Here is a 23,293-nt window from a genome sequence, read left to right as displayed (position 1 = left end):
GGTTTTGGTTAGCCGCGGTTGCGGTTCTGGAGCCAGCGGAGGAGGTTCGACGGCGGGTTCTGGTCCTGCTGTTGTTGCCACTGGGGGGTGGGCTGCGGCTGCTGGGGGTCGCCGGCGAGTTCGGGGCTCGGGGCGGTGAAGTCCTGTACCGGCTTGCCGTCCACCGCCTTACGGATAACCCGGGAGACGGCGTCGACGACCTTGGACTGCACCGCCGAGCCGACCGGGTCGGTCGGGTCGTCGGGGTTGGCCGCGATGCCGGCGACGGCCACCTGCGGGGTGAACCCGACGAACGTCTCGGTGGCGTTCTGTTCGGAGCTGCCGGTCTTGCCGGCGACTGGCCGGCCGACGATCCCGTTCACCCCGGTGGCGGTGCCGCCGTTGCACTGCCCGTACGCCGACTGTTGCCCGACCGGGCAGCGGGCCGCGTCGGTGGCGGCCCGGGCCACATCGGGGTCCAGGACCCGCCTGCAGGACGGCTGACTCACGTCGACCTTCTCGCCGTTGGCGGCGGTCACCGAGATCACCGGCAGCGGTGTGCAGTACGTCCCCTCGGCCGCCACGGTCGCGTACGCGTTGGCCAGGTCGAGCGGGGTGGTGGCGGAGACGCCCAGGGTGAACGAGCCCCAGTTCGCCGCGTTGTTCTTGGCGAATGCGGCGTCGGACCCGGCCCGGAAGGTGATGCCGAGCCGCTGCGCCATCTCCACCACCTTGTCCTCGCCGACCTGCTCGGCCAGCCAGACGAAGTACGTGTTCACGGAGCGGCCGAAGCCGTCCCACATCATCCGGTAGCCGTTCATCCACTGCGGGTTGGCGTTGGCCGGGCACCACTTGCCGCCGCAGTTTCCCTCGTCGTCCGAGGCGTAACGGGTGGGCAGCTTGGCCGGGGCGTCGAAGCCGGTGGCAAGCGGCTTGCCGGCCTCCAGCGCGGCGAGCATGGTGAACAGTTTGAACGTGGAGCCAGCCTGGTAGCCGGCGACGCTGGGGCCGCCGGAGATCAGCGGGTTGACGGTGTTCGGGCGGTTGGCCTGCCCGGCCGGGTTGTCGGCCAGGCTGTAGTGCCGGTTGACGGCCATGGCGAGCACCCGGCCGGTGCCCGGTTCGACCGCGGCGATCGGCAGGGCGCGCTTGTTGTCGTACCCGTAGACGGCGGTGGCCTGCTGCTGCGCGGTCTGCTGGATCTTCGGGTCCAGGGAGGTGATGACGGTGTAGCCGCCGCGGCGCAGCGCCTGCTCGCGCTCCTGTTCGGTGTCCCCGAAGGCCGGCTGCTCCAGCCACCACTGGCGCAGGTAGTCGCAGAAGTAGCCCCAGTCGTCGTGCCCCTGGGCGGTCGCGGTGCAGCCGTTGGGCTGGGCGGTCGGGTGCAGCGTGAGCGGCTCCGCCTCGGTGGCGGCGGCCTGCTGCGCGGTGATCGCGCCGGTCTCGACCATCGAGTCGAGCACGTACGTCCGGCGGGCGAGGGCCTGGTCCTTGTCGCCGTCGATCGGGCTGTAGGCGTCGGGCGACTGGACCAGGCCGGCGAGCAGGGTCGCCTCGGCCAGGGTCAGGTCGGCGGGTGACTTGCCGAAGTAGCGCTGGCTGGCCGCGGCGACGCCGTACGCCCCGGAACCGAAGTACGCGATGTTGAGGTAGCGGTTGAGGATCTCGTCCTTGCTGAGGGTCTTCTCCAGCGCGTTCGCGTACCGGATCTCCTGGAGCTTGCGGCCGATGGTCTGCTCGGTGGCGGCCTGCCGCTCCTCCGGGGTGCTGTTGGGGTCGGTCTTGAGCACGTTGCGGACGTACTGCATGGTCAGCGTGGATCCGCCCTGCTCGGTGCCGCCGCCGGTGACGTTGGCGACCAGGGCGCGGACGAGGCCGCGCAGGTCGGCGCCGCCGTGGGAGTAGAAGCGGCGGTCCTCGGCGGCCACGATCGCCTGCCGCATCACCGGCGCGATCTCCGCCAGTGGCACGTCGGTGCGGTTGACGTCGTAGAACGTCGTGATCAGGGTTTTGCCATCGTTGGCGTAGAGGTAGGAGCGCTGGGGCTGGGCGGGGGTGCGCAGCGCGTCGGGCAGCTGCGCGTACGCCCCGAGGGCGGCCTTGGCGGCGAACCCGCCGACCAGGTTGCCGGGCAGCGCGACGACCGCGAGGACAAGCCCGGCGAGGACGCCGGCGAGCAGCACGGTGAGAAGCCGCGACAGTGGCGACCGGTGAGACGGCATGGGTACCAGATTGCCGCGAATACCACTAACCGACCACTCCCCAAGCCAACTGTCAGTTACCTCACGGCACCCTCCCAGCCACCGTCCCTCCCCACCCCCGCACCGCTGATCATGAGGTTGGCGGCGATGTCGATCTCCCTGGCCGCCGCCAACCTCATGATCAACGAGAGCTCACGGGCCTGCGGGGCCGGGGGGTGGGGTGGAGGTGGGTGGGGTGGGGGTGGATTGGGTGCTGGCGGTTAGGGCGTCGCGGGCTATCGCGGCGGGGACCAGGCGGCCGGAGCGGTAGCCGATGCCGAGCCCGGCGACCAGCGCGAAGATCGCACCGAAGGTCTGTAACGAACCGACCAACGCACCACCGAGGCCGAGCAGCGGGGCGGCGATCATCAGCATGATTCCGTCGCCGTAGGAGAACATCCCGGAGCGGGCCACCGACCACCCGGTGCATAACCACCCGATGGTGTAGCAGGTGGTGCCGACCAGGACGAGGCTGCGCGCGGTGGTGCCGAAGACGGGCGCCTGCCCGTCCAGCCCGGCGAAAGGCAGCATCAGCACGACGCCGGCGATGCTGACCAGCAGGCCGGTCGCGGCGATCCGCCGGCATCGGGTGGCGGCGAGCAGACCGGTGAGGGCCAGCAGCGCGAGCAGCCCGAGCCAGACCGCGGCGACCCAGCCGACCAGGTAGAGCGGGCTGCCGTCGGCCGGGTACGGGTCGTTGCCCACCCCGCCCTTGCTGGCCATCGCCACCAGGCCGTAGAGAATCGCGTACGCGGGCAGCAGCCAGACCGCCGCGCGGGCGAACCGGCGTACGGACCAGGCCCAGCTCGCGTTGGTGGCCGGCGCGGGCGCTCCTGGCTCGGAGACAAACGGCAGCACTCCGAACCCGCCCCCGGTACGCCGACTGCCGAGCGGTCCGGCGGGATCGTGCGCGCCGGGGACCGGTTCCCGGGAGAACAGTTCCTTGGAGAACAGGCTCTTCGCCGGCTCCTTCATGCGTCACCTCGCTCCGCCTGCGGGCGGTGCGGGACGCGCTCGGCGCCCCGGTCCTGGTCACCACCCGTCCTTGAGACCGATGGTGGCAGGCACCGGGGCGCCGCATGAGACTTTCTCGCTTTTGCCGCCCGGGTCGGGCGGCCCCGCTCAGCCCCGCTCGCGCTGGTCCGAGGGGTCGTTGACCAGGCTCTCCGGCGACACCGGCTCGGGTGCCGGCAGGCTCTGCTGCGGGACGTTGCCGCCAGTGGTCTGCGCCTCGGCGACGCGTACCTCGTCGTGGATCTCCTGGGCGGCGCTGGCGGCGGCCTGCGCCGCCTCGGCGGCCTCCCGCTCCACGTCGCCGGCGCCCTGGCTGACCTCCGGCGACGGTACGTCGCCGACCATGTTGGCCAGCCCGCCCAGCGCGCCGCCCATCCCCTCCAGGGCCTTGGTCAGCTCGGCCGGGACGATCCAGACCTTGTTGGCCGAGCCGTTGGCGATCTGCGGCAGCGCCTGCAGGTATTGGTAGGCGAGCACCTTCTGGCTCGGGTTGGCCTGGTGGATCGCGTCGAAGACGGTACGGATCGCCTTGGCCTGGCCCTCCGCCTGCAGGATCCGGGCCTGCCGGTCACCGTCGGCGCGCAGCACGGCAGCCTGCTTCTCACCCTCGGCGGTGAGGATCTGCGACTGCTTGAGGCCCTCGGCGTTGAGGATCGCGGCACGGCGGTCCCGCTCGGCGCGCATCTGCTTCTCCATCGAGTCGCGGATGCTCGGCGGCGGCTCGATCGCCTTGATCTCGACCCGGGTGACCTTGATGCCCCACCGGCCGGTGGTCTCGTCCAGCACGCCGGACAGGTGCCGGTTGATTTCCTCGCGGCTGGTCAGCGCCCGCTCCAGGTCCAGCGAGCCGATCACGTTACGCAGCGTGGTCACGGTGAGCTGCTCGATGGCCTGGATGAAGTTGGAGATCTCGTAGGTGGCCCGGACCGAGTCGACCACCTTGTAGTAGAGGACCGTGTCGATCGAGACGACCAGGTTGTCCGAGGTGATCACCGGCTGCGGTGGGAAGCTGACCACCTGCTCGCGCATGTCGACCTTGGTGCGCACCGAGTCGACGTACGGCACGAGCAGGTTCAGCCCCGGGTTGAGGGTCCGCTTGTACCTACCCAGCCGCTCGACCACGTCCTGCCGCTGCTGAGGCACGATCCGCACCGCCTTGGCCAGCGTCACCACGGCGATCACCGCCACCGCGATCAACAGGATCGCTGCAAACTCCATATCGTTCACCTTTTCGCTTCGGGCAGTCCGCCCGGGGTGGAAATCTCGTCCTGCCAGACCAGGGCGGTAGCGCCCTGGACCTTCATCACCTGCACGTGCTCGCCCACGGCGTAGCATCGCGTCGCGTCGTACGCCCGAGCGGTCCACAGCTCGCCGCCGATCTTGACAAGGCCGCCCTCCACGTCGACCGGCTCCATCACCAGGGCCGTCGTCCCCGCGAGCGCCTCAACCCCGAACAACCGCTCGTCGCCTTCACCTGCCGGCTGCGCGTGCCGCCGGATGACCGGCCGGATCACCGCCACGCAGAGCACCGAGACCACGGCGAAAGCCAGCGCCTGGACTTCGAGCGGGGCGCCGAGCGCCGAGGCCCCGGCGGCGGCGAACGCCCCGGCCGAGAACATGATCAGAAAAAGCGTCGTCGTGAAGATCTCGGCGACCGCCAACAACACGCCCAGCACGATCCACAGCACTGCGTCCACCCCCCGATCGTGACACGCGAAAGCACATCTCACGAATCCGCCATGATCGGTAAGCTCGGCGGCGCCCGCCGACCTCGCCGAGGAGGATGATCATGGAGCTGCTGCCGGAGACCGCCCGACGGGTCGACGCGCTGGTTGCCCGGGCCCAGGCCGAGGGACGCGGCCCTTCGATCGCCCTCGGGGTGATCCGCGATGACAGCCTCGCCCACCTCGCGTTCGCCGGCGATCACCCCACCCCCGACGTCGACCTGCAGTATCGCATCGGCTCGATCAGCAAGACCATGACCGCCGTGCTGGTGATGCAGCAGCGCGACGCCGGCCGGCTGGCCCTGGACGACCCGCTGGACAAGCACCTGCCCGGCACCCCCGTCGGCGCGCTCACCCTGCGCCAGCTGCTCGGGCACGCCGGCGGCCTGCAGCGCGAACCGGACGGGCAGTGGTGGGAGCGCAGCGAGGGCGTCGACCTGACCACCCTGCTCGCCGGACTGACGCCGGAGAAGATCTCCCACCCGCCGCACCACGTCTACCACTACTCGAACCTGGCGTACGGGCTGCTCGGCGGGGTGTTGGAGCGGGTCACCGGGACCCCCTGGGCCGAGCTGCTCCGGGAGCGCATCCTCGAACCTTTGAACATGCGACGCACCACCTACCACCCCACCGAGCCGTACGCCCGGGGTTACGTGGTGCACCCCTGGCACGACACGCTGAGCGAGGAACCCCGTACCGACACCGGCGCGATGGCGCCCGCCGGCCAGCTCTGGTCGACCGTCGCGGACCTGGGCCGCTGGGCGGCGTTCCTGGCCGACCCGGCCCCGGACGTGCTCGCCCCGGCCACGCTCACCGAGATGTGCGCGCCGGTGGTGATCAGCGACCTGGACTCGTGGACCGGCGGGCACGGCCTCGGCGTGGAGCTCTACCGGGTCGGCGACCGGGTGTACGTCGGCCACGGCGGCTCGATGCCCGGATACGTCGCCGGCCTGGCGGTGCACCGACCCAGCCGTACCGCCGTGGTCGACTTCGCCAACTCCTACGGGCTGCGCGCCGGCCACCACGTCGTCGAGCTGGCCCGGCAGGTGCTCACCCTGACGCTGGACGCCGAGCCGGCCCCGCCCACCCCGTGGCGGCCGGCCGCCGAGCCCGCGGCGGACGTGGCCGAGCTGACCGGCCGCTGGTGGTGGATGGGCCTGGAGTACGAGTTCCGCCCCGACCCCGCCGGTGACCTGGTGGGCGGCCCGGTCGGCCGGCCGGTGCTCCGGTTCACCGCCGAGGGCCCGGACCGTTGGCGGGGCCGATCCGGCTCGCAGGACGGCGAGCTCCTCACCGTGCTCCGCGACGAGTCCGGCCGCCCGGTGGCACTGGACATCGCCACCTTCGTCTTCACCCGTACGCCCGATCAGGAGCCGTGAGCCGTCCCGGCCGGTGACGCCGACCGCCCGACCGAGGGCTCGCGCTGCGGCGGCCCCGGGAGTCGCTTGTTCACAGGTGGGGACCGTGGTGGCGCACCAGTGCGGCGAGTAGTTGAGTGAGCTGCTCCCGTTCCGGCTGCGTCAGGGGGGGGGGCGAAGACCTCGTTCTCCGCGTCCGCGAGCAGCTCGTCCAGTTTGCGGAGCTGCCGGCGCCCTCCCGGGGTGAGGGTGATGACGTTCCGGCGGCGGTCGGCCGGGTCGGGCGAGCGTTCCACCTGCCCGCGACCGGTCAGCTCGGTGATGACGGCGACGAGGTCGCTGTGGTAGATGCCGGTCCGCTGGCTGAGCTGCGCCTGGCTGGCCGGGCCGAACTCGTTCAGGGTGGCGAGCACGGCGTAGTGCCACTTGCGGGCGGCCACCCGCGCCAACTCCGCGTTGACCCCGGCCTCACCGAGCCGCAGTGGGTGGCGCTGACGCTCACCGTCACCAGCGGCGGCACCCTGACCGGCGGCGCGCTCCTGGCGCGGATCTCCGACGCCCTGAAGGTCGACGAGGCCGATGCCCGACGGCGCATCGCGGAGCTGACAGCCGCCGGCCTGGTCCACACGGCTGGGAACACCATCGCCACCACCGAACGGGGAGAGGCGCGGTGGCGCGAGGTCCGCGCGACGATCGACCAGATCACGCCGAAGCTGTGGGGCGACCTGCCCGAGGCGGAGCTGGCGGTCGCGGGGAAGGTCCTGAACGTCGTCCTCGCGCGCCAACGCTCTGCTGTCGGTGGCCTGACGCCGCCGGTGACCGGAGCCGGCCCCTACGCGGGCTCGGTGACGAAGTCGATCAACCGCTCCATTGCGTTGATCAACGGCGTCTCCACGTCGGCGAAGCTGTTGACCCGGGACAGGATGTGCCGCCACATGTCCGCCGGCTCGGCCACCCCGAGGGCCGCGCAGACCCCCTCCTTCCAGGGCCGACCGGGCGGCACCACCGGCCAGGCCGAAATGCCCAGCGCCGTCGGCTTGACCGCCTGCCACACGTCGACGTAAGGGTGGCCGGTGACCAGGACGTGCGGCGAGGTCACGGCCGCCACGATCCGGCTCTCCTTCGAGCCGGGCACCAGATGGTCGACGAGCACGCCGAGCCGCCGGCCCGGGCCGGGGTCGAACGCGCGTACCTCGGCCGCCAGGGCGTCGATTCCGTCCAGGGGTTCCACCACCACGCCCTCGATGCGCAGGTCGTCGCCCCAGATCCGCTCGACCAGTGCGGCGTCGTGAATGCCCTCGACCCAGATCCGGCTAGCCTTGGCCACCTGGGCCCGGACGTTGTCGACCGCGACCGACCCGGAGGCGGTACGCCGCCGGGCCGCCGGCACCGGAGCGCGTACCGGCTTGCGCAGGGTGACTGGCCGGCCGTCGAGCAGGAACGCGGCGGGCAGCAGCGGGAAGTTGCGCCGCCGGCCGTGCCGGTCCTCCAGCACCACCGCGCCGGACTCGAAACCGACCACCGCGCCGCAGAACCCGGAGTCGGCGTCCTCGATGACCAGGTCCGCTTCGGCGTCCACCTCCGGGACGACCTTCCGCCGCCGCCAGTCCCCCGCCAACACGTCCCCGCCATATCCCCCCACCACGCCACTCACGCTAACCACCACCCCGCCCCACCGCGCGCCGACGCGCCGCCCCAGTTGTCGATCATGGAGTTGTGGCACCGAACAAAAGCCGCGGACGACGCGAAGCAGGCGCCACGACTCCATGATCGGCAGGGCGGACGGGTGGTGGTGCGGCAGCCGAGACAGGGGCGGTGGGGAGCACGTACCCTTTCGGCATGTCCTCCCCCGCAATGGGCGCGGCCACGCTGGCTCCGCGCCGGTCGAGCCGGTTCGTTGCCTGGGTACGTGCCTGGCGGGCCGGCCTGGTGCCCTTCGACGAAGTCGCCGACGAGATCGCCGGCGACGAGGAGCACCTGGTCGCCGACGCCCCCGGCACCTGGACCGACGTGTCCCTGCGGGAGGCGCTGCCCAGCCTGGCGAAGCACTCCCCGGACGAGATCCGCCTGGTGCTGCCGGCCCCGGGCGACCCGCGCGGTCTGCCCGGCCCCGGCGACTTCGCCGGGGCGGCGCTGCTCACCGGAGAGGCAGTGGTGGCCAGCGGGCTCGGCCTCGTACCCGAGGTACGCAGCCACACCTCCGGCTCGGGCATGACCTGGGAGACGGTGCTCTGGCGGGTGTACCCGCTGCCGGCCGACGCGCCGAAGGCGTCCCTCGCGGTGCCCGGCGCGGCCGAGGCGGAGGCCGAACTGGCCGCCGCGCTCGCCGAGACGACCGCCGCGCTGACCCGGCTCGACGTGGCGCAGTGGCGGCCCGAGCTGGCCGGGGCCCTCGCCGCGCTGCGCCGCCCCGACGGCACCACCGACCTACCCCCGGGCTTCGACCCGCGGGCCCGACGGCTGTACGCCCGCGCGGCGGTGCTCGACCGAGTGCTCGCCCTGGCCGGCGAGAGCGCCCCGGGCGGCGCGGTGAACACTTACGAGGCACAGCAGCGCGACGCGGCGCTGCGCCCACTCACCACCGCCTGCCGGCAGGCCCTGGTGGCCGCCTGCAACGCCCCGCTGTCGGCCTAGGCTGGGCGGCCTTCGCACCAAGTGGCGGCCGGCGGGCGCAGCGAGCTCAGAGCTGGTCGATCTCGGTGAGGTCGAGGTCAATCTCGAACGGAAAGGCCAGCTTCACCCGGTCGTGGTAGATGCCGGTCAGGGCGTACGTGCGGGTCGCCGGGTCCAGCTCGTAGACGTACAGGGCGATCTTTCCGCCGGAGCTGTCCTCCACCCGCCAGAAATGCCGGATGCCGGCCTGGGCGTACAGCTGCGGCTTGCGTTCCCGGTCGCGCTCCTCAGAGTCGGGGGAGACGACCTCGACCACCAGCTCGACCGCGTCCGCCAGGTACGCCGTCTGGTCCGGGCTCGTCTCAGCACCCGCCTGAACCACCAACAGATCGGGCTCGGGCCGCTGGCGAGGCCCCAGGATCACCGACATCTCCCGCCGTACCCGCAGGCCCTTCGGCGCCATCCGGCGCAGCCCGTGTAGCAGCAGGTCAACGGCCAAGGTGTGGAAGACCCTTTGCGGGCTCACGACAACGAGGCTCCCGTCGATCAGCTCGGTGTGCGGCGGGAGATCCGGGATGCGGTCCAGGTCCTCGGCGGTGAAGCCGCCGGGCGGTGGCAGTGGCCACTCGAACACCGGTTCGGCACTCATGTGCGTCTCCTCCCGCAGTCGGGGCCGGTTTGCCCCAGCCTAACCGGATCAGCGGCGGCGCTCGTGCATCGCATCGCCGGGAGACCGACGCCTGCCCCGCAGGCGTCGGCGCCGTTCAGACCTCGTCGATCAGGTCGGCGACCGAGTTGACGATCCGGGACGGCCGGAACGGGTATCGTTCCGCCTCCGCCCGGGTACTGATGCCGGTCAACACCAGGATCGTCTCCAGCCCCGCCTCCAGGCCGCACAGGATGTCCGTGTCCATCCGGTCGCCGATCATCGCGGTGCTCTCCGAATGCGCGTCGATGGTGTTCAACGCCGAACGCATCATCATCGGGTTGGGTTTACCGACGAAATACGGCTCCACCCCGGTCGCCTTGGAGATCATCGCGGCCACCGAGCCGGCGGCCGGCAGCGCGCCCTCGACCGACGGGCCGGTCGCGTCCGGGTTGGTACAGATGAACCGGGCCCCGTCGTTGATCAGCCGGATCGCCTTGGTGATCGCCTCGAAGCTGTAGGTGCGGGTCTCCCCCAGCACCACGTAGTCGGGAGCGAAGTCGCTGAGCACGTACCCCACCGCGTGCAGGGCCGTGGTCAGGCCGGCCTCACCGATCGCGTACGCGGTGCCGCCCGGCCGCTGGTCGGCCAGAAACTGGGCGGTGGCAAGGGCGGACGACCAGATCGCCTCCTCCGGCACGTCCAGGCCCATCCGGTTGAGCCGGGCCTGCAGGTCGCGGGGGGTGTAGATCGAGTTGTTGGTCAGCACCAGGAACGGCTTGCCGGAGGCGCGCAACCGCTTGATGAACTCGGGCGCGCCGGGCACCGGCTGCCCCTCGTGCACCAGCACGCCGTCCATATCGGTGAGCCAGCTTTGCACCGGCTTGCGGTCCTGCATTTGTCGTCCTCAGGGGTGTCGGAGGTCGGCCAGGCTCAGGGGCGGCGGGCCGGGGGCACGCAGCACGCCGTCGGGCAGGTGTCCCAGATCGGCAGGTCGCCGAGGCGGCGGCGGTCGGCGTCCGGGGTGGTGCGTTCCAGGACCAGTTCGCGCACCATCGCCACGAACCGCGGGTCGGTGCCGGGGGTGCCGGCGCGGGCGTAGTCCAGGCCGAGCTGCTTGGCCGTCTCCAGGGCCTCGGTGTCCAGATCCCAGACCACCTCGAGGTGATCGGAGACGAACCCGATCGGGCTGACCACCACACCGGTGACGCCCTGCCCGGCGAGGGTGGCCAGGTGGTCGTTGATGTCCGGCTCCAGCCACGGCACCTGCGGCGGCCCGGAACGGCTCTGCCAGACCAGGTCGTACGGCAGGTCCGGCGCGGCGGCGGCGTGCACCAGCCGGGCGGTCTCCTCCAGTTGCGCGGTGTATCGGCCGCCGTGCGGGCCGGCGGTGACGGCCATCGAGGTGGGGATGGAGTGGGCGGTGAAGACCAGCCGGGTGCTGTCCCGCCGGGCCGGGTCGAGCTGGGCCAGCGCCGCGCGCACCGCGTCGGCGTGCGGCTGGACGAAACCGGGGTGGTCCCAGAACTGGCGCAGCTTCTCGATCACCGGGGCGTCCGGGCCGACCGCGGCCCGCGCCGCGGCGATGTCCTCCTGGTATTGCCGACAGGAGGAATAGCCACCGTACGCGCTGGTGACGAAGGCGAGGGCCCGCCTGACGCCGTCGTCACGCATCAGGGCCACGGTGTCGGCGAGCATCGGGTCCCAGTTCCGGTTGCCCCAGTAGACCGGCAGGTCGACGCCGTTGGCGGCGAAGTCGGCGCGGATCGCCGCAAGCAGCTCCCGGCACTGCTGGTTGATCGGGGACACCCCGCCGAAGTGCAGGTAGTGCTGGACCACCTCGTCGAGCCGTTCCGGCGGCACGCCCCGCCCTCGGGTCACGTTCTGCAGGAAGGGCCGCACGTCCTCGGGCCGCTCCGGGCCGCCGAAGGAGACCAGCACCAACGCGTCGTACGCCATGGCCCCATTGTCCCCCGACGGCCGTGACGGCCCGGCAACGGCCCCGGGCCGAGGCGTTAACAGGGGCCCCTCCTCTACCGGAGACGTTAAGAAGGGGCCTTTCCTTACACCTCAGGCACCGATGGCGTGGTAGCCGCCGTCGACGTGGACGATCTCGCCGGTGGTGGCGGGGAACCAGTCCGACAGCAGCGCCAGGCACGCCCGGGCGGCGGGCTCCTGGTCGGTGAGGTTCCAGCCGAGCGGGGCCCGCTCGGCCCAGGCGTCCTCGAACTGCTCGAAGCCGGGGATGGACTTGGCGGCGATGGTGCGCAGCGGGCCGGCGGCGACCAGGTTGCTGCGGATGCCCTGCTTGCCCAGGTGCAGCGCCAGGTAGCGGGAGGCGGACTCCAGCCCGGCCTTGGCCACGCCCATCCAGTCGTACACCGGCCAGGCCTTGGTGGCGTCGAAGGTGAGGCCGACCACCGCGCCGCCCGCCGACATCAGCGGCAGCGCCGCCATGGCCAGGGACTTGTACGAGTACGTCGAGACGTGGACCGCGGTGGCCACGTCCTCCCACGGCGCGTCGAGGAAGCCGCCACCGAGGCAGCTCTGCGGGGCGAAACCGATCGAGTGCACCACCCCGTCCAGGCCGTCGACGTGTTCGCGCACCTTGTCGGCCAGCCCGGCGAGGTGCTCCGGGTTCGTCACGTCCAGCTCGATCACGGGGGCCGGCTCGGGGAGCCGCTTGGCGATCCGCTCGACCAGGGAGAGCCGGCCGTAGCCGGTGAGCACGACCTGGGCGCCGTTCTCCTGGGCGAGCTTCGCCACGGAGAAGGCGATCGAGGCGTCGGTGATGACGCCGGTGACCAGCAGCCGCTTACCGGCCAGGAGTCCGGACATTGCGCAATTCCTCCGTGTTCTCAGTGACCCATGCCCAGGCCGCCGTCGACCGGGATGACGGCGCCGGAGATGTACCCGGCCGCGTCCGAGGCGAGCCAGGTGACCACACCGGCGACCTCCTCGGGGCTGGCCATCCGGCCCGCCGGGATCGACTTGCGGATCTCCGCCTTGCGGTCCTCGGGCAGCACTGCGGTCATGTCGGTGTCGATGAAGCCGGGCGCGACCACGTTGGCGGTGATGTTACGGCTGCCCAGCTCGCGGGTGATCGAGCGGGCCACGCCGACCAGGCCGGCCTTGCTGGCCGCGTAGTTGACCTGACCGGCTCCGCCGGAGAGGCCGATCACCGACGAGATGAAGATCATCCGGCCCCACCGGGCCCGGAGCATCTTCGTCGAGGCCCGCTTGGCGCAGCGGAACGTGCCGGTCAGGTTGGTGTCGAGCACCCGGGTGAACTGCTCCTCGGACATCCGCATCAGCAGCGTGTCGTCGGTGATGCCAGCGTTGGCGACCAGCACCTCGACCGGGCCCAGCTCGGCCTCGATCGCGGTGAACGCGGCGTCGAGCGACTCGGCGTCGGTCACGTCGCATTTCACGCCGAACAGCCCCTCCGGGGCGTCGCCGCTACGGTGGGTCACCGCCACCCGGTCGCCCTGCTTGGCGAACGCCTGCGCGATGGCCAGGCCGATCCCCCGGTTTCCGCCGGTCACCAGCACGGTACGGGCCACGGTTCCCCCTCTGCTCAGCTGATCTCGCCGGTCGGAGCCTAGGGGTTACCGGCAGGTAAGCGCTAACGCGAGCGGGTCGCACCGGGGTATGACGCCGGACCTCACCCTGCGGCGGGACGACGTCGACGGGGCCGACCCGTACGCTGCCGCTGATGGAGCAATCGTGGGTCGGAACCTGGTGGCCGGCGCTGCGCCGGGTCGTCGCCGGCCCGGACGTCCCACCCGTCCGGCCGCCGCTGGAGCGCTGGCCCCGGCTGCTCCGGTACGCGAGCCTGCTCGCGGTGGTCGGCCTGTTCGCCGCCACCCTGGCCGAGGAGACCGGCCGGCACCTGCCCCAGGCTGTCGCGATCCTCTTCGCCACGCTGACCGTCGCGCCGCTGCTCACCCTGCTCTGGCGTCCGCTGCTGGCCTGGCGGCTCACCGTCGTGGCCCTGTGCACCTGCACGTTCAACGCGCCACCCGCCCAGGCCTGGCCGTGGAACCCGGTTCTGGTGCTCGGGTCGCTGCTGGTGCTGCTGGTGGTGGCGGCCCGGGTGGACCGGCCGGCGCTGCTCTGGGTGGGTCTGATCACCATGACGCCGGTGGTCGCCCTGGTCCGGCCCAGCAACCTGGCCGGCGTCGTGCTGCTGCTCGTGACGTTGCTGGTGCTCGGCGACCTGGTCCGCGGCAACCGCGCCGGCCGCCGGGCGCTGGCCGAGCAGACCGAGGTCAGTGAGCGGGAGCAGGAACGCCGGGCGGTGCTGGAGGAACGCACCCGGATCGCCCGGGAACTGCACGACGTGGTCGCCCACCACATGTCGATGATCGCCGTGCAGGCGGAGACCGCGCCGTACCGCCTCGCCGACGTGCCGGACGGCGCCCGCGCCGAGTTCGAGGCCATCGCCGGCTCGGCCCGCGCGGCGCTGACCGACATGCGCCGCCTGCTCGGCGTGCTGCGCAGCGAGTCGGCCGGCCCGCAGACCGCGCCGCAGCCCGGCCTGGCCGACGTTCCGGCGATGGTGGCGGCCGCCCGCCGGGCCGGCCTCACGGTCACCCTGGACGCCCCCGCGCCGGCCGCCGGGACGCCCGCGCCGGTCGGGCTGGCCGCGTACCGGATCGTGCAGGAGGGACTGGCGAACGTCGCCCGCCACGCGCCCGGTTCGGCGGTACGGGTCAGCGTGCGCCCGGGGCCGCTGGTCCTGACGGTCCGGGTCGAGAACACCGCCGGCCCGGCCGGCCCGACCACCGCCGAGCGGGGCGCCGGGCACGGGCTGACCGGGATGCGCGAACGGGCCCTCGCGCTGGGCGGTACGTTCGCCGCCGGGCCGCTCGACGGCGGCGGGTACGCCGTCGACGCGGCGCTGCCGTACGGGGAAGAGGGTGGGGACGGATGATCCGGGTGCTGATCGCCGACGACCAGGCGATGGTCCGGCAGGGCTTCGGCGCATTGCTCGCCGCCCAGCCGGACCTGCTCGTGGTCGGGGACGCCGCCGACGGCGCGGCGGCGGTCGAGGCGGCCCGCCGGCTGGACCCGGACGTGGTGCTGATGGACGTACGGATGCCGGTGCTGGACGGGCTCGCCGCCACCCGGCAGCTGCTCGGCGACCGCCGCGCGGACCGTCCCCGGGTGCTCATCCTGACCACCTTCGACCTCGACGACTACGTCTACGAGGCGCTGCGCGCCGGGGCGAGCGGCTTTCTGCTCAAGGACGCCCCCGCCGCCGACCTGGTGCACGCCGTGCGCGTGGTGGCGGCCGGGGACGCGCTGCTCGCGCCGGCCGTGACCCGCCGGCTGATCGCCGAGTTCGCCGCCCGGCCCGGGCACCGCCGGCCCCGCCCGAGCGACCTGGCCGGTCTGACCCCTCGGGAGACCGATGTGCTGCGCCTGATCGCCCGGGGGCGCTCCAACGCGGAGATCGCCGCCGACCTGGTGGTCGCCGAGCAGACGGTCAAGACCCACGTCGGGCGGATCCTGGCCAAGCTCCAGCTCCGCGACCGCGCCCAGGCCGTGGTCATCGCGTACGAGACCGGTCTGGTCGCCGCCGGCGAATAGCTCCCGGGTGGCACGCCGGGAACCACCCCACGGGGTGACGATCTTCGACCCGTCTACGCCGCACGCTTCCGCCGGACAGACATCCGGAGGGAGACGACGATGCACTGGAACCGACCCGTCCGGGCGGCGCTGACCGTGCTGCTCGGCCTCGGCCTGCTGCTGCCGGACCGGCCCGTCCCGGTGGCGGCGGCCGCGTATGTCGAGGCGTATCCGCTGGTCGCGGCGCGGCTGCGGGCGGCCGGACCGCCGTACGGGGGCTGGGCCGCGGCCGGCCGACGGTTCCTGGTCTTCGATCCGCGCGACGGCCTCGCCGTGGAGGTGCTCGGCGACCTGGCCACCGCCGACCGGATCGCGGTGCTGGTCCCCGGGGTGGGCAGCACGCTGCGCGACTTCGACCGGGGGCTGGGCGGCGTGGCGAGGCGGGCGCCGGCCCGGCAGGGTGCCGAACTGTACGAGGCGCTGCGTGCCGCCGCACCGGACGTCCGGGTCGCGGTGCTGATCTGGCTCGGCTACCACCCGCCGAACGGGGTGCCGGCCGGGGCCGGGGCGACCGCGGCCCGCCGCGGAGCCGCCGCGCTCCAGGCCCAGCTGCGGGTGCTCGCCGACCGCCGCCCGAACGCCACGATGACGCTGGTCGGGCACAGTTACGGGGCGCTGGTCGTCGGACTCGCCGCCCGCCGGTCGCCGGCCGGGGTGACCGACGTGGTGACGCTCGGCGGGGTAGGCGTCGGCGTGGACCGGGCCGACGACCTGGGCCGGGTGCGGATCTGGGCGGCGGAGGCGCCCACCGACTGGATCCGCCGGGTGCCGCAGGTGCGGCTGCCCGGCCTGGGGCACGGCGCCCGCCCCGGCAATCCGGCCTTCGGCGCGCGGCCGCTGCCCACCACGGGAGTGACCGGCCACGACGGCTACCTGGCGCCGGGCAGTGTCACGACGGGCGCGGTGGCGTCGGTCGTGCTCGCCGCCGCCCCCGGGACGGTGGCACCGTGAGCGCGAGGAGTGAGCCGGGCCTGCGAGCCCCGATGGGCCGGGACCGGGTGATCGACGCGCTGCGGGCGTACGCGATCGGCGGTGTGGTGCTCGGGCACTGGTTGGTCACCGCCCTGGTGGTGGCCGCTGACGGGACGCTGCGCGCGGCCAGCCCGCTGACCGCGCTGCCGGGCCTGGCCCCGGCCACCTGGCTGCTGCAGACCCTCGGGCTGTTCTTCTTCACCGCCGGGTACGCGGCCACCCGGTCGCTGGCCGGCTACCCGCACGGCACCGGCCGCTGGCTGGCCCGCCGGCTGGGCCGGCTGCTGCGTCCGGCGTTGGCGCTGCTCGGCGTCGGCTCCGGGGTGCTGCTGGCCGCGATCGTCCTGGGCACCCCGGACGACACCCTCGGAGTTGCGGTCACGCTGGCGGCCAGTCCGCTGTGGTTCCTGCTGCCGCTGGTGGCGCTCTCCGCGCTGACCGGGCCGCTGCGGGCGGCCGTACGCCGCTGGGGCCCGCTGCGTTGTGCCGCCCCGGCGGTGGCCGCGGTGGCCGCGGCCGACCTGGCGGCCCGGCTGCTGCCGGCGGCGCCCGGGCGGCTGCCGGTCGCCCTGCTGGCCGCCTGGGCGGTGCCCTGGCTGCTCGGGGTCGCGCACGCCGACGGGCGGCTGGTCGGCCCCCGCCCGGCCGCGGGGCTCGCCGCGGCCGGCGGCGTGACGCTCGTCGGGCTGGTCGCGCTCGGCTACCCGGCCAGCGCCGTGGGAGTGCCCGGCGCGGGTGTGTCCAACCTGAACCCGCCGTCGCTGTTCGCCGTCGCGCTGGGCGTGGGCCAGGTCGGCCTCGCGCTGTTGGCCCGGCCGGCGCTGGCCCGGCTGCTGGACCGGCCTCGGCCGGCTCGGCTGGTGGCCGCGGTCAACCGGGAGGCGATGGGGATCTATCTGTGGCACCAGCCGGTGCTGGTCACGGTGACCGCGCTCGCCGTGCACCTCGGCCGGGCGCTGCCGGGGCTGCACACCGCGCCGGCCGGACTCGGCTGGTTGGCCGCCCGGATCTGCTGGCTGCCGCTGTTCACCCTGGTCCTGGCCGTGCTGGTGACGCCGCGGCGGGGACCCGTCGGGTCGTCATCCCGAGCCGGTGCCGGCCGGCCCATCGGCGGAGCGGGGCCGGCCGGTCGGCCGGGTGCGGGACGGTGAGGTGCGGGTGTATGCTGTTCGCGTCTTGCGGGCCGCTGCACGCCCGCTTTCGGAGCCCCGCCGACCGCAGGAGGTGATCGCTGTGCGAGATAGCGATCCTCCTAGTCGTGGCCGGGCCCACCGTCAGCCCCGCTGAGCCACGGCTTAGTCGCTGAGCTGACCCAGCTTCCCGCGCCTCCGCATCACCCATCTCCCCGCCCATTGGTCGGGGCGATCGTGCTGTGCGGCCCATCCGGCTGCCGTGGAGGAGCACCCCGGTCACGACTCTCGTGTGCGTACACCCTGATCCACCCCCCGCGGTCCGGTCGTCGAGCCCGGAACGCCGTCGCCACGGAGCAGTCCCATGAGCCGTTACGTCGCCCCGCTGGGCTTCACCCTCGCCGCCGTCTGGGTGGCCGTCCTCTTCGTCCTGACCGGCGGTCACTGACCCCGGGCCAGCCACCCCGGGTCGTCCCGCCTCAGACCAGGCGGGACGACCAGAGCAGGCTCAGTGCGCCGGCGCAGAGGGCGAACAGCAGCGCTACCCCCGCGTACCACTGGATGATCTCGCGCGGCTCGGTCCGGTACCCGATCGAGCTGCCCATGTCCTGGTAGACCCGCTTGAGCTCGCTCACCGAGGCGGCCTCGTAGAAGTAGCCCCGGGTGGTCTCCGCCAGCTCCGACAGCGCAGTCCGGTCCACCGGCACCCGCTGGAGCTGGCCACCGATGTCCACAGTGCCGGAGTCGGTGCCGAACGCGATGGTGGATACCGGCACGTTGGCCGCCTGCGCCGCGGCTGCCGCCTCCTCGACCGACCGGCCGGCGGTGCGGTAGCCGTCGGAGAGCAGCACGATCCGGGCCGGCGGAATACCGGCCGTACCGTCGGCGGGCACCGAACGGATCGCCTCCAGGCAGGTGAAGACCGCCTCCCCGGTGGCGGTCGCCTCCGCCAGCACGAGACCGTCGATGGCGGTCACCACCGCCGCCCGATCCTTGGACGGCGCGACCAGCACGTTCGCCGACTTGGCGAACGACACCAGCCCGACGTTGTAGCTTGCCGGCAGCTCCCCGACGAACTGCTTGGCCGCCTCCTGCGCCGCCTCCAGCCGGGTCGGCGCGACGTCGTCGGCCTGCATCGACAGCGACACGTCGATGGCGAGCATCACGGTGGCCCGTTCGAGGGGTTCCCGGGTGTCCACCGCCGGCCGAGCCAGCGCGGTGGCCAGCACCAGCAGGCAGAGCAGGAACGCGGTGGCCGCCGCGTGCCGCCGCCAGCCCAGGCCCTTGGGCGCCACGGTACGCAGCAGGTCGACGTTGGTGAACCGCATCGCGTACGCCCGCCGGTGCAGCTGCCGCCAGACGTACGCGGCGGCCAGGGCGAGCACCGGCAGCACGGCCAACAGCCACCACGGTTGCAGAAAACGGATCATCTGGTCGTCCCTCGGGTCCGGGCGTGCCGCTGCGCGGCGACGAACCGCACCATGTCCAGCAGCCAGTCTCGGTCGGTGCGCAAGCGCAGGTGGGCCGCGCCGGCGGCCCGCAGCTCGGCGGCGATGGCCGCGCGCTGAACGGTCGCCGCCTCGGCGTACCGGCGGCGCAGGCCCGGGTCGGCGGTCTGCACCTCGTGCAGCTCTCCCGTCTCCGGGTCCACCACCGGCAACACCCCCACGTCGGGCAGCTCCAGCTCGCGCGGGTCGACCACCTCGATCGCCAGCACGTCGTGCCGGACCCGCAGCTTACGGACCGGCCGGCCCCACTGCTGCGGCGGCGCGAGGAAGTCGGAGATCACCACCGCCACGCCACGCCGGCGCGGCGGCCGGTTGAGCATGTCGACCAGCGCCCCGAGATCGCTGCGGCCCGGGCGGATCTCGGTCCCGGCGATCGCCCGCAGCAGCCCCTGCGCCTCCTTGCGGCCGGCCCGGGCGGGCAGCCGCAGCAGCGTCCCCGGCCCGGGGGCCGGAGCCTCGCCCCGCCACCGGCCGGCCCGCGCGGGCACGGGACCGCCCGTGCCGACCACCGCGCCGATCCGGTTGCCGCCCCGGACGGTCAGGTGCGCCAGGGCGGCCGCGGCGGCGACCACCACGTCCCGCTTGAGCCACCGCCCGGTGCCGAAGTCCAGGCTCGCCGACAGGTCCACCGCCAGCCAGGTCTCCAACTCCCGGTCGGCCACCGTACGCCGAACATGCGGCAGCGTGGTCCGCGCGGTGACCGGCCAGTCCATCCGGCGCACGTCGTCGCCGGGGCGGTACTCCCGGGACTCCCCCGCCTCGCTGCCCGGGCCGGGCAGCAGCCCGGCGTAGTCGCCCTGGAGCAGCCCGTCGAGCTTGCGGGTGACCATCAGCTGCAGCCGGGCGAGGACGGCCCCGGAGCGGTCGCCGGTGGCCGGCAGCCGAGTGGGTGGGGTCACGGCCGCTGCCCGGGCCAGCCGGGCCCCTGCGGGACGGCCGGTGGCGGGGTGGCCTGCTGCCGAGGCGCGACCGACGGCAACGGGATGGTCGACATCACCCGGTGCACGACATGGTCGGCCGGCACGTCGTCGGCGAGCGCGTCGTAGCTGAGCACCAGCCGGTGGCGCAGGATGTCCGGGGCGATGTCCTGCACGTCCTGCGGCAGCGCGTAGTCCCGGCCCCGCAGCAGCGCCAGCGCCCGGGTGGCCCGGACCAGGCCGAGCGAGGCGCGTGGGCTGGCGCCGTACTGGATGAGCTGCGCCACATCCGGCATGCCGTGCTCGGCGGGCGCGCGGGTGGCCAGCACCAGCCGGACCGCGTAGTCGACCAGCGCGTTGTGCACGAAGACCTGGTCGGCCTTGCGCTGAAGCGCGATCAGGTCCGGTGTGTCGAAGACCCGGGCCGGCTCGGGCGGCGCGACACCCATTCGGTAGACGATCTCCCGCTCCTCGGCGTCGGTCGGGTAACCCACCACGATCTTCATGAGGAAGCGGTCCCGCTGCGCCTCCGGCAGCGGATAGACCCCCTCCTGCTCGATCGGGTTCTGCGTCGCCATCACCAGGAACGGGTCCGGCACCCGATGGGTCTCCCCGCCGATCGACACCTGGTGCTCGCTCATCACCTCCAGCAGCGCCGACTGCACCTTCGCCGGCGCCCGGTTGATCTCGTCGGCGAGCAGGAAGTTCACGAAAACCGGGCCCAGCTCGACGTCGAACTTCTCGCTGGACTGCCGATAGATCCGGGTGCCCATGATGTCGGCCGGCACCAGGTCCGGGGTGAACTGCACCCGGGCGAACGACCCGCCGACCACCTTCGCCAGGGTCTCCACGGCGAGGGTCTTGGCCACGCCGGGCACCCCCTCCAGCAGGCAGTGCCCCCGAGCGAGCAGGGCGACGAACATCCGCTCGACCATCCGGTCCTGGCCGACGATTACCCGCTTGATCTCGAACAGCGCCCGTTCCAGCAGGGTGGCGTCCTGGGCCGGGGTGGTGGTCGCCGGCGGCACCCCGCTCGGCAGGGCCTCGATCGGGTTCGGGGCGTCGGGCGTGGTCGGCTGGGCCACCGGTCCTCCACAGCATGGTCGTCATCGCGGCGTGGTGCCTATCCAGACTGTCATGCTCGGCTGGGAGCAGAGGGTGGGAGAGGGACGATTTTCGCCACGCCGTCCCGCCCCGCGGAAAACGATGAACACGGGTGGACAACCAGGGGTCCGGCATGTGTACGATTCACCCCGTCGCCGGGCGGCTCCCCCCGTGGCCGCCCGGCGCTAAACCTCCCGGAGCGCGACCCTAGACTCGGCCCGGTGACCATTCCCACCCCCACCGGTGAGCCCCTGATCTGCTCCGCGCGGGGGTGTCGCGCCACCGCCGGCTGGGCGTTGCGCTGGAACAATCCCCGCCTGCACGACGCCGACCGGCGCAAGACCTGGCTGGCCTGCGGAGGGCACCGGGAATCACTCGGCGCATTCCTCGACGCGCGTGGCTTTCTCCGCGAGGTGGTGGCGCTGCCGGAATCGCCTACCCTCTGAGGGGTGAGCGACCGCAGGGACCACTCCGGTGAACGGTGACGACCTCGCCGGCCGAGCGCCGAGCCCGACCAGCGCCCTCGAGCCCTGGCCGGACACCGTCCGGTGGCAGCCGATCTCCCGCGACCTGATCTGGGTCGAGCTGATCCGGCTCGGCATCCTGCTCGCCGTCGTGCTGGTGGTGCTCGCCGTGGCCTGGGCCCTAACCGGTCACTGGCTGCCCGGCGCCGCCCTCGGCGTGGTGCTGCTGCTGGCGGCCTGGCGCACCGTCACCATCGTCCGGGCGGTGCGCGCCTGGGGCTACGCCGAACGGGAGAACGACCTGCTCGTCCGGCACGGGCTGCTGGTGCGGCGGCTGTCCATCGTGCCGTACGCGCGAATGCAGTTCGTCGACGTCACCGCCGGGCCGCTCGAGCGCGCGTTCGACCTGGCCACCGTGCAGTTGCACACGGCCGCGGCGGCGAGCGACGCCCGGGTGCCCGGCCTGCGCCCGGCCGAGGCGTCCCGGCTGCGCGACCGGTTGACCGCGCTCGGCGAGGACCGGGCGGAGGGCTTGTGAGCCACGGCCCGGCCGACCCAGGGCCCGGCCTCCCACCGCCGTACCCGGGCGCCGACGACCGTCCCCCGACCGGGTGGCCACCGGCACCGGCCGACGCCGGCCCCGGCTGGCCGACGTATCCGGTCCCGTCCCCGCCGGCCGGGGAGGAGCCGCGGCGGCGGCTGCACCCGCTCAGCCCGGCACTGCACGGCGCCAAGTCGCTGGTCGTGGTGATCGCCGGTCTCTCCTGGTCGACGCTGTCCCGGGTCGGGTTCGGCTGGTTCGCCCTGCTGGTCGCGATCTTCGCCCTCGGCGCCACCGTGCTGTCCGTGATCAGCTGGTGGAACACCGGCTACCACCTGGTGGGCCGAGAGCTGCGGGTGCACGAGGGGCTGATCTGGCGGCGTACCCGGGCGATCCCGTTGGAACGGCTGCAGGCCGTGGAGGTGGTCCGGCCGCTGCTCGCGCAGCTCACCGGGCTGGCCGAGCTGCGGCTGGAGGTGGTCGGCGGGGGCAAGACCGAGGCGCCGCTGGCGTACCTGAGCGTGGCGGAAGCCACCGCGCTGCGTCAGCGGCTGCTCGCGGTGGCCGGCCGCGCGCGCGAGACCGCCACCCCGCCCGCCGTCGGCGAGCCGCCCGCGCCCACGCCTGCGCCGGCCGGGCGCCGACTGCACACCGTACGCAAGGAGGACCTGCTGGTCAGCCAGCTGCTCACCCCGCAGGCGTTCCTGCTTCCGTTCGGCGTGGCCTTCGTGGTGGTGCAGTTCCTCACCGCGGGGTCCTGGTCGTTCATCGCGCTCGCCAGCACCCTGACCGCGATGGCGGGCGTGCTGCTGCATCCGGCTCGCCGGGTGCTCGACGACTGGAGCTTCGGGCTCGACCGGGACGACGACACGCTGCGGGTCCGCCGCGGCCTGCTGGAGACCAGGGTGCAGACCGTGCCGCTGCACCGGGTGCAGACCGTCGGCGTCACCTGGCCGTTGCTGTGGCGGATGAAGGGCTGGCTGCGGCTGCGGCTGGAGGTGGCCGGCTACTCGACCGGCGAGCCGGACGACCGGAACCGGCCGGACCGGCTGCTGCCGGTCGGCGACGCGCCGGCGGCCGAGTTGATCGTCGCGGAGGTGCTGGCCGGCGTACGGCTGGCGGCGCTGCCCACGACACCGCCGCCGGCGCGGGCCCGCTGGCTGCGCCCGCTGACCCGCACCGCGGTCGGCGCCGGTCTGGACGAGCAGGTCTTCGTCGCCCGGTCCGGGCTGCTGACCCGCCGGATGACGCTGGTGCCGTACGCCCGGATCCAGAGCGTGCGGGTGACCCAGGGCCCGGTGCAGCGGCGGCTGCGGCTGGCCACGGTACACGCCGACACCGCCGGCGGGTCGGGCTGGAACGGCTCCGCGACCGGCTGACCGACAGCAGCGGCCCGGTCACCCTCACGGGCGGTGCCGGCGTCGGCAAGAGCGAGCTCGCCCGCGAGTT

Annotated in this window: 22 protein-coding genes and 1 pseudogene; 9 read left to right on the top strand and 14 right to left on the bottom strand. The window is 73.4% G+C overall.

Translation table 11 applies throughout. The annotated features are described in order from the left end of the window. Positions 1-8: 8 nt before the first annotated feature. The 4 genes from ABZ671_RS24820 to ABZ671_RS24805 form a co-directional block, all read right to left on the bottom strand. Positions 9-2,201, bottom strand: coding sequence for a transglycosylase domain-containing protein (locus tag ABZ671_RS24820; protein ID WP_357862320.1), 2,193 nt, complete (start codon positions 2,199-2,201; stop codon positions 9-11). Between the two features lie 171 nt (positions 2,202-2,372). Next, positions 2,373-3,194 (bottom strand): hypothetical protein, encoded by an 822-nt coding sequence (locus ABZ671_RS24815; protein ID WP_357862318.1) that lies wholly within the window; start codon positions 3,192-3,194, stop codon positions 2,373-2,375. 147 nt (positions 3,195-3,341) lie between these two features. After that, entirely contained in the window at positions 3,342-4,451 is a 1,110-nt protein-coding gene (locus ABZ671_RS24810) for an SPFH domain-containing protein (protein WP_357862316.1), read from the bottom strand. Positions 4,452-4,456: 5 nt separating this feature from the next. After that, a complete protein-coding gene (locus tag ABZ671_RS24805) occupies positions 4,457-4,930 on the bottom strand; it encodes an NfeD family protein (RefSeq protein ID WP_357862314.1) in 474 nt (157 codons plus the stop codon). A 92-nt stretch (positions 4,931-5,022) separates the two neighbouring features. Here ABZ671_RS24805 and ABZ671_RS24800 point away from each other — a divergent pair, with 92 nt between their 5' ends. Further along, positions 5,023-6,336: a serine hydrolase domain-containing protein gene (locus ABZ671_RS24800; RefSeq protein WP_357862312.1), complete on the top strand. Its 1,314-nt coding sequence runs from the start codon at positions 5,023-5,025 to the stop codon at positions 6,334-6,336. Here ABZ671_RS24800 and ABZ671_RS24795 read toward each other — a convergent pair. Continuing rightward, on the bottom strand, positions 6,324-6,941 hold the full coding sequence (locus ABZ671_RS24795; protein WP_357862310.1) for a MarR family winged helix-turn-helix transcriptional regulator: 618 nt from the start codon (positions 6,939-6,941) through the stop codon (positions 6,324-6,326). The two genes, ABZ671_RS24800 and ABZ671_RS24795, sit on opposite strands and share 13 nt — an antisense overlap. 206 nt (positions 6,942-7,147) lie before the next feature. Further along, entirely contained in the window at positions 7,148-7,936 is a 789-nt protein-coding gene (locus tag ABZ671_RS24790) for a DUF3097 domain-containing protein (protein ID WP_357862377.1), read from the bottom strand. 218 nt (positions 7,937-8,154) lie between these two features. Here ABZ671_RS24790 and ABZ671_RS24785 point away from each other — a divergent pair, with 218 nt between their 5' ends. Beyond that, positions 8,155-8,949, top strand: a complete 795-nt coding sequence (locus tag ABZ671_RS24785) for a hypothetical protein (RefSeq protein WP_357862308.1) — start codon at positions 8,155-8,157, stop codon at positions 8,947-8,949. A 46-nt stretch (positions 8,950-8,995) separates the two neighbouring features. On the opposite strand, the gene ABZ671_RS24780 is transcribed toward ABZ671_RS24785, so the two are convergent. The 5 genes from ABZ671_RS24780 to ABZ671_RS24760 all read right to left on the bottom strand — a co-directional run bounded on the left by ABZ671_RS24780 (position 8,996) and on the right by ABZ671_RS24760 (position 13,137). Beyond that, the gene (locus ABZ671_RS24780; RefSeq protein WP_357862306.1) at positions 8,996-9,577 is read right to left on the bottom strand and encodes a Uma2 family endonuclease; all 582 of its coding nucleotides are present in this window, start codon (positions 9,575-9,577) and stop codon (positions 8,996-8,998) included. Between the two features lie 115 nt (positions 9,578-9,692). After that, complete coding sequence (locus tag ABZ671_RS24775; RefSeq protein ID WP_357862304.1) at positions 9,693-10,472, bottom strand: HAD-IIA family hydrolase; 780 nt, start codon at positions 10,470-10,472, stop codon at positions 9,693-9,695. Between the two features lie 35 nt (positions 10,473-10,507). Further along, complete coding sequence (locus ABZ671_RS24770) at positions 10,508-11,533, bottom strand: ferrochelatase (RefSeq protein ID WP_357862302.1); 1,026 nt, start codon at positions 11,531-11,533, stop codon at positions 10,508-10,510. A 111-nt stretch (positions 11,534-11,644) separates the two neighbouring features. Continuing rightward, positions 11,645-12,412, bottom strand: a complete 768-nt coding sequence (gene fabI / locus ABZ671_RS24765; protein WP_357862299.1) for an enoyl-ACP reductase FabI — start codon at positions 12,410-12,412, stop codon at positions 11,645-11,647. 20 nt (positions 12,413-12,432) lie between these two features. Further along, positions 12,433-13,137: a beta-ketoacyl-ACP reductase gene (locus tag ABZ671_RS24760; protein WP_357862297.1), complete on the bottom strand. Its 705-nt coding sequence runs from the start codon at positions 13,135-13,137 to the stop codon at positions 12,433-12,435. Between the two features lie 152 nt (positions 13,138-13,289). On the opposite strand from ABZ671_RS24760, the gene ABZ671_RS24755 reads away from it, so the two are divergent. From ABZ671_RS24755 to ABZ671_RS24740, 4 genes are all read left to right on the top strand, one after another. After that, entirely contained in the window at positions 13,290-14,510 is a 1,221-nt protein-coding gene (locus ABZ671_RS24755; RefSeq protein WP_357862295.1) for a histidine kinase, read from the top strand. Next, positions 14,507-15,169, top strand: coding sequence for a response regulator transcription factor (locus ABZ671_RS24750; RefSeq protein WP_357862293.1), 663 nt, complete (start codon positions 14,507-14,509; stop codon positions 15,167-15,169). Before ABZ671_RS24755 ends, ABZ671_RS24750 begins: the two co-directional genes overlap by 4 nt. 99 nt (positions 15,170-15,268) lie before the next feature. Next, positions 15,269-16,159 carry an alpha/beta hydrolase gene (locus ABZ671_RS24745; RefSeq protein ID WP_357862291.1) on the top strand — a complete coding sequence of 297 codons (891 nt, stop codon included), beginning with the start codon at positions 15,269-15,271 and terminating at the stop codon, positions 16,157-16,159. Beyond that, complete coding sequence (locus tag ABZ671_RS24740) at positions 16,156-17,331, top strand: acyltransferase family protein (RefSeq protein ID WP_357862289.1); 1,176 nt, start codon at positions 16,156-16,158, stop codon at positions 17,329-17,331. The genes ABZ671_RS24745 and ABZ671_RS24740 overlap by 4 nt, the downstream gene beginning before the upstream one ends. 458 nt (positions 17,332-17,789) lie before the next feature. Here the strand turns inward: ABZ671_RS24740 and ABZ671_RS24735 are convergent, their stop codons facing one another. The 3 genes from ABZ671_RS24735 to ABZ671_RS24725 are packed head-to-tail and all read right to left on the bottom strand — an operon-like array spanning position 17,790 to position 20,820. Next, a complete protein-coding gene (locus ABZ671_RS24735; RefSeq protein WP_357862287.1) occupies positions 17,790-18,740 on the bottom strand; it encodes a VWA domain-containing protein in 951 nt (316 codons plus the stop codon). Then, positions 18,737-19,735, bottom strand: coding sequence for a DUF58 domain-containing protein (locus ABZ671_RS24730; protein ID WP_357862375.1), 999 nt, complete (start codon positions 19,733-19,735; stop codon positions 18,737-18,739). The genes ABZ671_RS24735 and ABZ671_RS24730 overlap by 4 nt, the downstream gene beginning before the upstream one ends. Next, positions 19,714-20,820: a MoxR family ATPase gene (locus tag ABZ671_RS24725; protein ID WP_357862285.1), complete on the bottom strand. Its 1,107-nt coding sequence runs from the start codon at positions 20,818-20,820 to the stop codon at positions 19,714-19,716. The genes ABZ671_RS24730 and ABZ671_RS24725 overlap by 22 nt, the downstream gene beginning before the upstream one ends. 240 nt (positions 20,821-21,060) lie before the next feature. Between ABZ671_RS24725 and ABZ671_RS24720 the strand changes: the two genes are divergently transcribed. The 3 genes and pseudogenes from ABZ671_RS24720 to ABZ671_RS24710 all read left to right on the top strand — a co-directional run. Next, positions 21,061-21,285, top strand: a complete 225-nt coding sequence (locus tag ABZ671_RS24720) for a hypothetical protein (protein ID WP_357862283.1) — start codon at positions 21,061-21,063, stop codon at positions 21,283-21,285. A gap of 28 nt (positions 21,286-21,313) precedes the next feature. Then, positions 21,314-21,841 (top strand): PH domain-containing protein, encoded by a 528-nt coding sequence (locus ABZ671_RS24715; protein WP_357862281.1) that lies wholly within the window; start codon positions 21,314-21,316, stop codon positions 21,839-21,841. Between the two features lie 161 nt (positions 21,842-22,002). Further along, positions 22,003-23,199 (top strand): annotated as a pseudogene (locus ABZ671_RS24710) (PH domain-containing protein); the annotation flags it as partial. Between the last annotated feature and the right edge of the window lie 94 nt (positions 23,200-23,293).

It is taken from the genome of Micromonospora sp. NPDC006766, assembly GCF_040636055.1.
Lineage (GTDB): Bacteria > Actinomycetota > Actinomycetes > Mycobacteriales > Micromonosporaceae > Micromonospora.
This window is presented reverse-complemented; position numbering and strand designations above follow the sequence as displayed.